We start from the raw sequence: 13,513 nt of genomic DNA, 5'->3' as shown, positions 1-13,513 counted from the left end.
CTGGCTGTCACGATCGCATTGGCACATCGAACGACCTATGATGCAGGTGTTCTAGCAAAACCCGTTCGTTGAAATCTCCCTGAATATATTAGCCGTTGAATACCCTGAAATAAGTTAGTAGCAAGGAGGTTGTTACAATAATAAAAGGCAGCGACTTGTACAACCGCAAGACTCTATTTTTAGGATTTGGGTGAGAGTACGATCGACTCTTACCCGAAGCAACTAACCCGCCTGCAAGAGCTAAATGCTCGCTGTCCTTGCTGTCAGTCGATTTGAGATTTTAGATTAAAGTTGACTCCACAGATGAATCTGGGGCTCCCTAATGTCTAAAATTTTTTGGTCTCCACAACTCCTGTCGGAAACTTTTATCGGTCTTTGGGTGCTCTGAGTTACTGTTAAGTATTATTGCTGATAGATAATACAGCAGACTACTGGCAGTTGTACGATCTGGGGTTTCTATGTAAAGTTGGCACAACAATAGCGTAATTGTTGTATCAAAAAATTCATATTCTGCTACTGCAGGCGGAAAAATTCTGTAGCGGTGCTGGCATTTGAGCAAAAATCGAGGCCCGATCGCGCAAAATTTGATCGGCAAGTCTGGTAAAATCCCGATCGATTCTCGGTTTGGCCGCAAAGCTCGATCGGGCTAAATTTGACTAAAAACTAATAAATGACAGATTCTCCTCTCCTAGCAACGCCAGAGTTATCCCCTGCTTCCACCCAGACGGCAGATTCTCCTGTGTGGCCAGCCCTCCTGCAACAACTGTTAGACAGACAATCTCTCTCACGCGCCCAAGCAGCCGACTTAATGCAGGGATGGCTAGCAGAAGCTATTCCCCCCGTCCTCTCAGGAGCAATTTTAGCGGCCATCCAAGCCAAAGGCATCTCTGCCCAAGAATTGGTAGGAATGGCTCAGGTATTGGATTCTCAGTCGCTTGCAGGTGAGTCGGAGAGCGTTTTCAATTCCCAATCTCCAACCTCCAATCTCAAATTAATTGATACTTGTGGCACGGGCGGCGACGGCGCTTCCACCTTTAATATTTCCACTGCTGTCGCTTTTGTGGCCGCCGCCGGCAAAGTTCGAGTTGCCAAACACGGAAATCGATCGGCATCAAGCAAAGTGGGTTCTGCTGACGTGTTGGAAGCACTCGGAGTCAACCTCAACGCCGATCCGGCGAAGGTGAGAGCTGCGGTAGACTCTGTGGGCATCACCTTTTTATTTGCCCCTGGGTGGCATCCCGCACTTAAGGCTGTAGCGTCGCTCCGGCGCACTTTGAAGGTGCGGACTGTTTTTAACCTTTTAGGCCCCCTCGTTAATCCTATGCGCCCTACAGGGCAGGTAATCGGGGTGTTCGATCCTAGTCTGGTATCCACTATTGCCCAAGCTTTGGGCGAGTTGGGGACTGAGTTAGCTGTAGTCGTTCACGGCAGAGAAAAATTGGACGAGGCGGGTTTGGGAGATGTGACTGATTTGGCGGTTTTGTCGGATGGCAAAGTGGAACTCACTACTTTAGACCCGCAAAAGGTAGGAGTGACACCAAGTGCGATCGGCTCGTTAAAAGGCGGAAATGTTGAGGAAAACGCCGAGATTTTGCGGAACGTTTTGCAAGGCAAAGGTACGTCCGCACAAATGGATGTTGTAGCTTTGAATGCGTCTTTGGCTTTGCAGGTGGGAGGTGCAATTCCTATGGGTTCTCACGCAGCAGGAGTTTCTATGGCTAAGGACATTTTATTGAGCGGTGAATCTTGGTTGAAGTTGCAGCAGTTGATTGAGTTTTTGAAATGAAGGAAGTTCGGCAACGGATTTTGTAACGGATGTAACGGATGTAACGGATGGAAGAAGGATGAAGGAAAAAGGAAAAAGGAAGAAGGAAGAAGGAATTTTTGGTTTTAAGTGACCAAGAGTAAAAATTATTTAATTCTAAATTTTTCTTTACTTCTTCCCTCGGACTTCTTCGTTTTTTTTAAGAGCGCGATCGAAATTCAATGACATCTTGCTTAATAGTCACATCTTTATTACCAAAAAAGTCGTGACCCAACAGTCCGATATCTAGGGATGGCGAGACGGCCACAACCACATTGTTAACTGCCAGACCACCTGCTTCCATAGAAGTCAGGCGACCGAGGGGAAAAGTAGCCACTCCGTTCGGAGTTTGTGCTTGCACTGTTCCCTGGAGAACAACACCCAAGGCTTTAGCCATTGCTGGTGTAATTACTGTGCCACTAGCTCCAGAATCTACCATCATCTCGAACTTTTGTTTGCCGTTAAACGTGACTTCTATGACGGGGATATTAGCCTCTCGCCGTTTGATTTTTGCCTGAAACACTCCCGACTTTGCCGCCGCCGAAGTGGTAGGCGTCAATTCTTCGGGGAGAAAACCGCAGACTGATTGGCTGAGGTTGAGGGTTCGGCCTGACGAGCTCCGCATGAAGCATCCCTCACTTTCTTGAGCCACTGCTCGCGAGGAGTTGGCAACAGTCCCTATTAAAATTGAACTGCTCAGAGAAATAACTGTTGTTACAACCAGTAGCGGTTTGCACAGTTTTTGAGAGTTCAGTAGATGCTTGTATAAGTTTGAGAGTAAAGGCAAGGGAGATTTGCTGGCCATAGTTTCGTTAAACGCTGTAGCTCGATCGTAACAGCGACAACTGCCTTTTGGTATAGATATAGAATTTCCGCCCGCCTCCTAAACTGCTGGCAGATAAATTGCTGGCGCGGGGGGAGATGGAGAATTTGCACTTATTGCTGCTTTTTGATTACCTGTGGCATAAGTGCCTCCGGCATCGGGCCTCCGGCATCAGGGCCTTGCTTTTCCGAACCCTTGCACAAATTAAAATAATATCTGTACATTGCCGACTAGCATCAAATCCCTGGCAGTGGTAAGAATTAAACCAAACGAAAGTAATTAAGGATGCCATGTCACTTTCAACTGCACAACCCGCTCTCCTAGTCCTGGCTGACGGTACTGCTTACCGCGGCTGGTCCTTTGGCGCTGACGCCACCGTCGTTGGCGAGGTAGTATTTAATACTGGAATGACGGGCTACCAAGAAGTATTGACCGATCCCAGCTATTGCGGTCAAATTGTAACTTTTACTTATCCAGAATTGGGCAATACCGGGGTAAATCTTGAAGACGAAGAATCCTCGCGCCCGCAAATTCAGGGCGCGATCGCCCGCAACGTCTGCAGCCGCCCCAGCAACTGGCGCTGTTCGCAATCTCTGCAAGACTACCTAAAACAGTACGATATCCCCGGAATTTACGGGATCGACACCCGCGCCCTGACTCGCAAAATTCGCACGGTGGGAGCGATCAACGGTGGCATTTCGACCACGATTCTCGACCAGGCAGAGCTTTTGGAGCTAGTACAAGACGCCCCCAGCATGGACGGGCTGAATCTAGTCCAGGAAGTCACCACCCGCAAGGTTTACGAGTGGTCTGAAGCCACGGACTCGGTTTGGGAGTTCAGTCCTACAGTCAAACCTGCTAACGGCAAAATGTGGACGGTGGTAGCGCTAGACTTTGGGATCAAGCGCAACATCCTGCGGCGTCTGGCGAGTTACGGGTGTCGGGTCATCGTTGTCCCCGCTGACACCTCGCCGGAGGAAATCCTCAAATACAACCCGGACGGCATTTTTCTGTCCAACGGCCCCGGAGATCCGGCGGCGGTAACGGAAGGGATCGCTACTGCGAAAGCTTTGTTAAAGTCGGACAAACCCGTATTCGGCATCTGCATGGGACACCAAATTTTGGGACTTTCCTTGGGTGCAGAAACTTTTAAACTTAAGTTCGGCCATCGGGGATTGAATCATCCAGCGGGTTTAACCGAGCAAGTAGAAATTACTAGCCAAAATCACGGTTTTGCGATCGACCCCGATTCCTTAACCCCCGAAGTAGAGATTACTCATCTCAATTTGAACGATCGCACCGTAGCCGGATTGAAACATAAAACTCTGCCACTGTTCTCAGTGCAGTACCACCCAGAAGCCAGTCCGGGCCCGCACGACGCCGATTATTTATTCGATCGATTCGTGCAGTCAATGCGAGACAATCAGAAAGTAGCCAGCAGTAAGTAGTCCTTAGTCAGCAGTCATTAGTCAGTAGTCATCAGAGGCTGTTTATGTCGATCGCTTCTGACTAATGACCAATGACTAAAAAACTGTAGACAAAAGACCAAAAAACTCCTATAATGAAGCCTCGACTTTAAGCCATATCTAGCTAGGAGGGTGTCATTCCTGAGTCATTGACCCTGACCGTTAGCCTCAGAGGCACTCGCGAAGTCAAGAATAACTATCAGTTATTTCGCTTGACTGGCCTGCTGGACGCTTTTTCTGAGGCCACTTTTCGGAAGGTAATAAGCAAATGTATTGACGAGGGCCCAAAACACGTAATTTTGGACTTGTCTCAGATAGACTTTGTGGATAGTTCAGGCTTGGGCGCACTTGTGCAACTTGTCAAAAAAGCCCAAACCTTGGAAGGGACATTGCAAATTGTCTCAAATCCCCGCGTAACTCAGACTGTTAAACTGGTTCGCTTAGAGAAATTTTTGTCTTTGCAGCCTTCGGTTGATGAGGCGGTAAAAAACGTCAAGGATGCTTGACGCCAAAGTGGATTAAATTAGCTATCCGGTTCTAAACGCTGGATAGCAAATTTTTATTTTTTTGCTGGTAAAACAATACCAATTTACCCAGAAGCTGTGACACGCGCCAGCCGCTATTTCTCCGATGCTTAGAGTTTCGGTGGATGGGCAGTAAAATATGTGTGGCAAACACGCGGAAAAATGGTATAAAAATTAGAGCATCCCGATTTGGTAAAAAGCCTTTTTTAGGAGTGCGATCGTCGCGCCAAGCTTTGCCTATATATCTCGCTTCGTGCTCTGAGAGCGAACAGTCCTGTAAAAGCTATAATTGCGGAAGTGACGAAAGACGAAATAAGTAAGTAACTAGAAAAACCAAGCTGTGCGGAAGTTTTATTTAAAAAAGTATGTCGCCGATCGCAGATGACGGACTCAAACTGAGTCTGACGGATATCAGTTTAAATCGAGTGCATCCTGCGAGGGCTACACCAGCAGAAATAGAAAGAATTTCGCCTGCAGCCTGGGCATATTTGGGAGATGCAGTGTACGAACTCTACGTTCGGAGTTCGTACTTAGTGCCACCCAAAAGATTGCAAGCTTATCACGAATTGGTGGTGGGGCAAGTACGAGCCGAAACTCAAGCGCGTCACTTGCGATCGCTCTCTCCTTACTTGAACAGTACAGAATTAGCAATTGTCAAGCGCGGCCGCAATGCTGCAGCGGGCCGTTCTAAGCGAGCAGATCCAGAGATATACCAACAAGCCAGCAGCTTAGAAACTTTGATCGGATATTTGTATCTCACCGATCCCGAAAGATTGACCGAACTTCTGGCACTTTTAGATATTGAGACTTAAAGGATTTAGCAGTTAAGAGTTGCGAATGAGGAGGGATTAATTAACCATCCTTGCACGGCCAACATAAAACCTCAAAAATCTTGATGGGCAAAACAGGATTTATCAGTTATTAACTAGCAATTTGAACACAGCAAAATCCTTGCTCCCTCCCTAGAATATCTAAAATCTCAAAGCCCCAAGATTGCTCCCTCAATCAAGAATCTCAAATCTACAATCTACAATCGACTAGCCTTCAGCCAAAACGTTTTGACTACAAGAAACCAATGAGAAAATTTACCAGACCCAACTCCTCGCGATCGAATTCCGACAGCAAGCCATTCAAAAGCGAAGGCCGCCGTCAGGACTCACAACCATCCTCTCCCCGCTTTGAACGCAAGCCCCGTCCCGATACTCGCGGAGTAGACGCGCCTCAAAAGCGATCGACCTTCGCCCCGCAATCGCGAGAAATGCCCGTGAGAGCAATTTTCAAACGGAGAGTCGATGCCGACAGCCAACCGGAAATTCGCAGAAATAATCATTTCAAAGACAGAGACAGCAGCCCGCAGGAATCCAGGGGCAATTATTACCAAGACAGAGACAGCAGCCCCCAGCCGGCCCGCAACAGTTTCCGAGACAGAGACAGAGATAGCAGCCCCCAGCCGGCCCGCAACAGTTTCCGAGACAGAGACAGAGACAGAGACAGGAGCCCCCAGCCGGCCCGCAACAATTTCCGAGACAGAGACAGAGACAGCAGCCCACAGCGGGCCCGCAATAATTTCCGAGACAGAGACAGCAGCCCACAGGAATCCAGGGGCAATTATTACAAAGACAGAGACAAAGACAATAGCCCGCAGGAATTCCGGGGCAACCATTTCAGAGACAGGGACAAAGACAGAGACACTCGCCCTGTTGACACTGCCTCAAATACAGTCGTGCAACCAGACGCAGACACAGACGACATGATTTACGGTCGCCATGCGGTGCAAGCAGCTTTAGAAACAAACCAAGTCCTCAACCGGATCTGGGTTGTTCCGCACCTGCGCTACGATCCCCGCTTTCATAGCTTGCTAACCGAAGCAAAAGCCAACGGCAGCATTATTGACGAAGTTGACGATTTGCGCCTCGACTACATCACGCGCAAAGCAAACCACCAAGGCGTAGCCGCCCAAGTATCAGCTTACGAATACCTGGATTTGAGCGAACTGATCGCAAAGGCTAAGTCGGCTTGCGAAGATCCAGTAATTGTGGTGGCAGAAGGACTCAACGACCCGCACAATCTAGGGGCGATCATTCGCACCGCAGAAGCATTGGGATCTCAGGGCATGGTGATTCCCCAGCGGCGGGCTGTTGGGATTACCTCGGCAGTGAGAAAAGTGGCAGCAGGGGCATTGGAAAGCCTGCCCGTGGCGAGGGTTGTCAATCTTAACCGGGCGCTGGAAGAACTCAAAGAGGCTGGATTCTGGATTTATGGCACTGCAGCAGGCGTCGGTCAATCTATAGAGACAGTCAAGTTCTCCGGGCCCACTGTTTTAGTGGTGGGTGGTGAAGCTGACGGTTTGAGCCTTTTGATACAGCGCGGATGTGACGGATTAGTTTCAATTCCTTTAAGGGGCCATACTCCTAGCCTGAATGTCTCGGTAGCAACGGGGATGGCTTTATACGAAATTTACCGTCAGCGCGGGCCCAAAAAGTTTCACGTACACGGATCGTAAAGGTGCTTGAAAAAAAGAGCACAACAGAGTAGTTTATTGTGGATGCCGCCCAGAATTGAGTGGCACCACACCCGGAACAAGTAAGGATAGTCGATCGACTGTCGTTACTTGTTCAGGCGAAAGTAGAAGGGGCGTAGCCCCTAGGTTCAAACAGGAATTCGACACAAATCTATTTAGATATATTTAAATAGGTTTGGATCGGTTCTTGGCAGCAGTCAGCCACGTGTAAATAACAAAAGCCTAGGCGTGTTCGCAGCACCCTGAAAACACCGTCAAATACATTAGAAAAGCAGATGAAAGAATTCTTGATTAGCTTGCTCAACTTTTTCGGATTGGCTTGGTGGGTTGAAGTTAAAACTTCAGCGCCGCGGTGCATTTACTATTTTGGCCCGTTCTTAACCGATGGAGAGGCGGAAGCTGCAAAAGCAGGATATGTAGAAGACATAGAAAATGAAGGGGCAGAAGGTGTTAGTGTTTCGATTCACCGCTGCAAACCAATTACTTTGACGGTTGCAGAAGATATGGGAAAGCTTGGTGATGCAGGGCTGTGGCCGGTTTTGAGCGGTCAGTAGCAACAGGGGAGTTTTGAGTTTTGAGAGGGCTACGCTTCTATCGCAACGCTGTGCGGTTTTGAGTGGTGATTTATAACTTCAAAACTGTTGAGTGTTGGGTAATAAATTGCTTGTGACAAAATCCCAACTCAACACTCGCAATTGCCAACTGCTTCGGGGTGACTCTCAATCCAATGATCGATGTCTGCAACTACCCGATCGGGAATTTCCCAAGGGAACAAGTGGGCGGTATTTGGATAGCACTGCCACTGACAATCGTGGAGGTGGCGGGCGGTTTCTAAACTGGATGCTGAGGTGATGTGCCGATCGCCTTCTCCGGCCAACACTAAGCACGGACAATGAATGTCGCCCAGGTGGAGCAGTCGATCGTATCCTGCCCTGAGAGCGGTATTTAATGCCTTCGTGGCCGTGTTGGAAGTCTTGAGGTAGGCGGGAGTACCTGCCTGTGCTAAGTAGCGGTAAGGGGTGGCGTTATGCTGCTGTATCAAGTAGCGAAAGAGCGATCGCCTAGCAAAAGTATCAATATTCCACTGCCAACCGGGTATCACCCAATTGATAATTCCCGCTAAACCGGTGTAAAGGTTATCTTGCCAAGAGATGGGAGGGTGACTTCCTCGCGGTTTTGCTGCGGATGCAAGTAAAATCAAACCGGTGACTCGCTGGGGATATTTCATGGCTAATTCCATCGCTAAAATCCCTCCCAAAGACCATCCGATCACCAAACACCGATCGACTCCTAATTTGTCTAATAGTGCTTCTAAATCTACCAGATGATCTGTCATTTCAAAGGGAACAGAGGTGCGGCTGTTGCCGTATCCGCGCAAGTCTGGGGCGATCGTTTGGAAGCGTTTTGATAGGTGTTCTGTAAAGACGGACATACAATCGCCGGAACCTGGATGGCCGTGCAAACAAAGAATAGGAAATCCCTTGCCTTCGACGGAAACACTGAGTTGTTGATGCGGCATTTTTTAACTGTTTGGGCGGTGCGTTGTCCCCCGCTATAAATTGTATATTCCAGCGGTTAAAAGCTGGGGTTTCGGACAATGTAATCGGCAATTTTAGAAATAGACTGGCGCATTTGTAGCTCGCCGCTGCGGCTGTCAATCACAGTAATCACATAGGCCTCGTCGTCGATGCTCATCGCTAAAGTTGTGCCGAGCACCCAGGAATTTTGGCCTGTTTTTTCCCCCAACCACTGAGCTTTCGTTCCTTCCAATGCGGCAAATCCCAGAGCGTGATCGTACTGGCGGTTGAGAGTTTCTATTAATAGTTTAGCACCGGGTGTTTCGCCGTTGTAAATTTGCACCATCATTTCGGTGAGTTCGTTAGCAGTCACGCGGTTGCGACCAGAACCGGGGTTGGAGGGCATAATTCTTTCCCCCATTAATTTGAAGTTGACGCGGGTGACTTCGTAGCCGCTATTATCTAAATATTGATTGATGTAATCCGAACCCAAATAATCGATTAGTTGATTGGTGGCGATATTGCTGCTGTGATAGATCATTTCTTCTAACAGTAGCTGTAGCGGGTAATTGCGATTGGACGTAATCTTTGCCGATGCGTCTTCGGTGAAATTACCGCGAGTGACTAATACTTCTTGGTTCAGACTAATTTTTTCTTTATCGACTTTTTGCATCAGGGCGACAGCAATCGGCAATTTAATTAAGCTGGCCGGACTGATAGGAGGCACATCGCCCCGCAGGTTTACGCATTCTCTAGAAAGGTTACAAAGGCCGATCGAAGCTTGAGCAGACAAACCGCTTTCCCTGGCAAGCGCACCCAACAAATCAGATTTTGCTTGCTGCACTTGAAAGGTTGCTGCTGTTAAATTTTCCCGGTATTCTTGAGTTTTTGAGGCAGTGACGGAAGCTAAAAATGAATTTTGAGGAACTTCCTGCAAGTTGTTGAGGGCCTGATGCCAGAAAAATTGAGTTTGCTGCGAAGATGCGATCGACTTATTTTGCTGCTGTTTAGTTTCTACGGCTCTGTTGGCTAAACGGACTGCTTGCTGTAAGTTGTCGTTAGCCCTCTTTTCTACTAATATTTGAGCTTCCACCGCTTGCAACTGCTGTAGCAGTTGTTCTGGAGGATTGGCTGCGAAGGGAACTAAGCCGGAAAGGATGCTTGGTTCTGGGGAGGGAGAGGAGGGTTGTTCTAATTCGGTGATCAGCCCATCGCGAATTTTGTAGAGTTCGTCTAGGGAACGCGGGTTAGATGATTGAGAGAATGAACTTGCGATGGTTAACATCTGAACCAGTCCAATGCCGGCTACTACTGCCGCCATCTTGTTGGCGATCGACAAAAAACACCTCATATCTCGCATATTTAACATCCTCAACACCACCACATTCAATATAAGCAGCTATTGTTACATCAGTCAAACTATTTTAGATTTTAGATTTTAGATTATTGTAGATGTTAGATTTTTTTAGATTGCAGAATAAATCTACAATGTACAATGTGAAATCGGAAAGTTAGATCGCAGCAAAATAACCAAAATAAAGGGAGCGATCGCTCGAAGGCAATCAACCCCCTCTAAATATTGCGAACTATCTACTTTTTGCGCCGCCGCCGCCAGTCAGCACCCAACCGCTTGAGGTAATCCCAGCCGCGTTGGGGCCAGACATGATCGCTACCTATTTTTTCGGCAATCCAGCGAGCGACTTTGGGGCCTGTCCAGTCTCCGCCGTCGGGGGCAGGGCCTAGCAGGGCTTGTCGCAGTTCTTCTTGCTGTTCAGGATTCAGCAAGGATTTTGCAGGAGGGGGCTGGCGGTCTCCGCTGCGATTTCTCACAGAGTTAGGCCCTTCTCGGTTGTAGCGCTGGACAATTTCTTTGGCGTAGTCGTAGTTGAGGCCTACGACTTGGGCTGCTTGTTTAATAGTCCAATTTCTGGAAACTAACAGCAGCAAGTGCCAGCGGCGCGACTCTGTGGTGTTTTGTGCCTGCCGGTAGCGAATTTTGAGTTCCTCTGCCGTCAGGTGGGATTCTAAGTGAGCTTTAGGTGGCATTCCTCCAACGGGGCATCGGGAACTTCTTACCATATATCTTGGGTTTTGGGGATAATTCCGGATGAAATTATTTTCCTGGGGATCGATCGGGCAAATAAGTAGCTTTTTTTACCGCAGATGCACGCAGCTAGTCGCAATTGAGGAAGGACTGCTGTTTTTTTGCAGGTGCGCGCAACAGGAGACCACGGCGTGGCGGTGAGCGTTCCCAGCTTTTTTGTGAACCCCAGATTTATGACAGGCTTGTTGACCGAAAGCATCCAGGATACAAGCCGCCGGATTCATTCCGAAAGCAGACTCAGGATCCAGAAATAAAAAACCTGTATCCGATGAAACTTGCCCCCCGAATTTATCCGTGGAGTCAATGCTTCAATTCTAAAATCTAAAATCTAAAATCTAAAATCTAAAATCGATTGACCTCTGGCACAGGGGGCGTGGATCGGAAAAGGTCGATCGCTATTTTCTTCGATCGGGCAGCGGCCCTTAATTCACTCGGCTGAATGATAACTTTTAGTCATTTTTGACTAAAAAAGTATTCTTCATAATCTGACCCTAATTATTAGGCTATATACCGCCATGATCTAATCTTTTATTATCATATTTTTTATATTAAGTTTATTTATTTATATGTTCACAGGAGATTAATCTTCTATAAAATCAGCTTAAATGCTGCTAATTATGCCCTTTAAAATAACTTAAGCCTAATAAACAAATATGTATTGTGAACTATAATATTCTGAAAATTCCCCGGAATAAAGCATTCATAACCGGGAATTGGTTTATTTTCTATGCCGTCTTTTTCTTCCCTAAATACTTGGTTGCGTCGAAGAAAAGCTAGGTTCTATCTAATATTTGAGAATTTAGATTGCAGAATTGGGAATGACTAATTTCCTAATGATTGTGATCTTGCATACACATTCTTGGAGGCATAACCTAATTATGTAGGGGTCTCATTGCACACATTACCCCTTCTTCAAATAATTCGCAAGTCCAACCACTTGTTGCATAAGTTTTGATACAGTTGCATTCTTGGTTTGTTAAAAGATGAGGTAAAAAACTCGATCGCTATTTTGTGTTCGGTGGGATTTGGGGAATTTAATCTATTGTAGATAAAATGACCTATCGCCCGTTAGCGGAGTCCTCTTTGAGGCTCGAACTTTCGCCACAAAAATAGCCGACTTTGCCTTCGGGCTGTAAGCAGGTACAATTGCCAGTTATATTAACTGTATTGTCTCAAAGTAGAAAGAATAAAGGTACGAGCATGGCATCCATCCGCGAGTTGCACCGACAACTGGTCAATAAAGAACGCTCTGCTGTGGAAATTACTCAAGAAGCATTAGACCGAATTACCCAGCTAGAGCCGAAGTTGAAAAGCTTTCTGTGCGTGACGGCAGACAGCGCACTGGCGCAGGCCCATAAAGTGGATGCCCAAATCGCAGCCGGAGAGCAAATTGGCCTGTTGGCCGGCATCCCGATCGCCGTTAAAGATAATATGTGCACCGAGGGCGTTCCCACAACCTGCGCCTCTCGGATTTTGGAGAATTTTGTGCCTCCCTACGATGCAACCGTCGTCTCCAAACTCCAAGCAGCCGGTGCGGTGATTGTGGGTAAGGCGAATATGGACGAGTTTGCAATGGGGAGCTCGACAGAAACTTCTGCTTATCAAGTTACCGCGAATCCTTGGGACTTGGAGCGCGTGCCCGGAGGGTCTTCTGGCGGTTCTGCCGCAGCGGTAGCCGCTGGAGAATGCGTCGTGAGTTTGGGTTCGGATACTGGGGGCTCAATCCGCCAACCTGCTGCTTTTTGCGGGTTGGTGGGGCTGAAACCAACTTATGGGTTGGTTTCTCGCTACGGTTTGGTGGCCTATGCTTCTTCTCTCGATCAAATCGGGCCCTTTGGCCGGACTGTTGAGGATACGGCGATTTTGTTGGGGGCGATCGCGGGTTATGATCCGAGAGATTCCACGAGTCTTAATGTCCCAATTCCTGACTACGCTCAAGCTTTAAGACCCAGTTTGCGACCCAAGGGTCAAATTAGAATTGGTGTAATTAAAGAAACTTTTGGTGTAGGGCTGGACTCGGGGGTTAAAGACGCTGTTACTAAGGCGATCGAGCAATTTCAACAATTGGGCGCAGAAATTCAAGTCATTTCTTGCCCCCGGTTCCGCTACGGTTTACCCACTTACTACATCATTGCTCCCTCGGAAGCTTCGGCAAATTTGGCGCGATATGATGGAGTGAAGTACGGTTTCCGATCTCCAGACTCCGATAATCTTTTGGATATGTATGCCAAAACCCGCTCTCAGGGGTTCGGTGCGGAAGTTAAACGCCGGATTGCGATCGGCACTTACGTATTGTCGGCTGGATATTACGATGCCTATTATCTAAAAGCTCAAAAAGTTCGGACTTTGATTAAAGAAGACTTTGAAAAAGCTTTTTCTCAAGTTGATGTTTTAGTCTGTCCCACTGCTCCTACTACCGCATTTAAGGCAGGCGAAAAATTCAATGATCCCCTGAGTATGTATTTGTCAGATTTGATGACTATTCCCGTGAATCTTGCTGGTTTGCCAGCTTTGAGTTTGCCCTGCGGATTTGATGATAAAGGACTGCCCGTGGGTATACAACTGATTAGTAATGTTTTGCAAGAATCTCGGTTGTTTCAAGTGGCTCACGCTTACGAACAGTCTACGAATTGGCACTTACACCACCCGGAATTGCATTAATTTTTGAAAATCGGCGGAATACGGTGGCGGAAGTTAGTAATCGATCTTGGCTAATTGTCTAAATTAATAATTTGCCATTAGCTTTTGAGCGAT

At 47.5% G+C, this 13,513-nt stretch carries 12 protein-coding genes; 7 read left to right on the top strand and 5 right to left on the bottom strand.

The features are described 5' to 3' along the window. The first annotated feature begins 670 nt into the window (after nucleotides 1-670). The gene (gene trpD, locus QUA36_RS04200) at nucleotides 671-1,786 is read left to right on the top strand and encodes an anthranilate phosphoribosyltransferase (protein WP_333455741.1); all 1,116 of its coding nucleotides are present in this window, start codon (nucleotides 671-673) and stop codon (nucleotides 1,784-1,786) included. A gap of 178 nt (nucleotides 1,787-1,964) precedes the next feature. Here trpD and QUA36_RS04195 read toward each other — a convergent pair whose 3' ends face one another. Continuing rightward, nucleotides 1,965-2,609: a retropepsin-like aspartic protease gene (locus QUA36_RS04195; RefSeq protein WP_333455739.1), complete on the bottom strand. Its 645-nt coding sequence runs from the start codon at nucleotides 2,607-2,609 to the stop codon at nucleotides 1,965-1,967. Between the two features lie 308 nt (nucleotides 2,610-2,917). Here QUA36_RS04195 and carA point away from each other — a divergent pair, with 308 nt between their 5' ends. From carA to QUA36_RS04170, 5 genes are all read left to right on the top strand, one after another. Further along, nucleotides 2,918-4,075 (top strand): glutamine-hydrolyzing carbamoyl-phosphate synthase small subunit, encoded by a 1,158-nt coding sequence (gene carA / locus QUA36_RS04190; RefSeq protein ID WP_333455738.1) that lies wholly within the window; start codon nucleotides 2,918-2,920, stop codon nucleotides 4,073-4,075. Nucleotides 4,076-4,242: 167 nt separating this feature from the next. Beyond that, nucleotides 4,243-4,599, top strand: a complete 357-nt coding sequence (locus QUA36_RS04185) for an STAS domain-containing protein (protein WP_333037230.1) — start codon at nucleotides 4,243-4,245, stop codon at nucleotides 4,597-4,599. 383 nt (nucleotides 4,600-4,982) lie between these two features. Next, the gene (locus QUA36_RS04180; protein WP_333159833.1) at nucleotides 4,983-5,429 is read left to right on the top strand and encodes a ribonuclease III domain-containing protein; all 447 of its coding nucleotides are present in this window, start codon (nucleotides 4,983-4,985) and stop codon (nucleotides 5,427-5,429) included. Nucleotides 5,430-5,692: 263 nt separating this feature from the next. Further along, nucleotides 5,693-7,120, top strand: coding sequence for a 23S rRNA (guanosine(2251)-2'-O)-methyltransferase RlmB (rlmB, locus tag QUA36_RS04175; RefSeq protein WP_333455736.1), 1,428 nt, complete (start codon nucleotides 5,693-5,695; stop codon nucleotides 7,118-7,120). A 293-nt stretch (nucleotides 7,121-7,413) separates the two neighbouring features. Then, complete coding sequence (locus tag QUA36_RS04170; protein ID WP_333159838.1) at nucleotides 7,414-7,692, top strand: DUF1816 domain-containing protein; 279 nt, start codon at nucleotides 7,414-7,416, stop codon at nucleotides 7,690-7,692. Between the two features lie 128 nt (nucleotides 7,693-7,820). On the opposite strand, the gene QUA36_RS04165 is transcribed toward QUA36_RS04170, so the two are convergent. From QUA36_RS04165 to QUA36_RS04150, 4 genes are all read right to left on the bottom strand, one after another. Next, the gene (locus tag QUA36_RS04165) at nucleotides 7,821-8,657 is read right to left on the bottom strand and encodes an alpha/beta hydrolase (protein WP_333455734.1); all 837 of its coding nucleotides are present in this window, start codon (nucleotides 8,655-8,657) and stop codon (nucleotides 7,821-7,823) included. Between the two features lie 56 nt (nucleotides 8,658-8,713). Beyond that, nucleotides 8,714-9,940 carry a serine hydrolase gene (locus tag QUA36_RS04160; protein ID WP_333455732.1) on the bottom strand — a complete coding sequence of 409 codons (1,227 nt, stop codon included), beginning with the start codon at nucleotides 9,938-9,940 and terminating at the stop codon, nucleotides 8,714-8,716. Then, nucleotides 9,903-10,073: a hypothetical protein gene (locus QUA36_RS04155; RefSeq protein WP_333455730.1), complete on the bottom strand. Its 171-nt coding sequence runs from the start codon at nucleotides 10,071-10,073 to the stop codon at nucleotides 9,903-9,905. Before QUA36_RS04155 ends, QUA36_RS04160 begins: the two co-directional genes overlap by 38 nt. 172 nt (nucleotides 10,074-10,245) lie before the next feature. Beyond that, the gene (locus tag QUA36_RS04150; protein ID WP_333205107.1) at nucleotides 10,246-10,701 is read right to left on the bottom strand and encodes a helix-turn-helix domain-containing protein; all 456 of its coding nucleotides are present in this window, start codon (nucleotides 10,699-10,701) and stop codon (nucleotides 10,246-10,248) included. A gap of 1,258 nt (nucleotides 10,702-11,959) precedes the next feature. On the opposite strand from QUA36_RS04150, the gene gatA reads away from it, so the two are divergent. Further along, on the top strand, nucleotides 11,960-13,420 hold the full coding sequence (gene gatA, locus QUA36_RS04145; protein ID WP_333082744.1) for an Asp-tRNA(Asn)/Glu-tRNA(Gln) amidotransferase subunit GatA: 1,461 nt from the start codon (nucleotides 11,960-11,962) through the stop codon (nucleotides 13,418-13,420). The last annotated feature ends 93 nt before the right edge of the window (nucleotides 13,421-13,513 follow it).

Source organism: Microcoleus sp. Pol10D4, from assembly GCF_036701555.1.
Lineage (GTDB): Bacteria > Cyanobacteriota > Cyanobacteriia > Cyanobacteriales > Microcoleaceae > Microcoleus.
The sequence above is the reverse complement of the archived record's forward strand: the minus strand, read 5'-3'. Positions and strand labels throughout refer to the sequence as shown.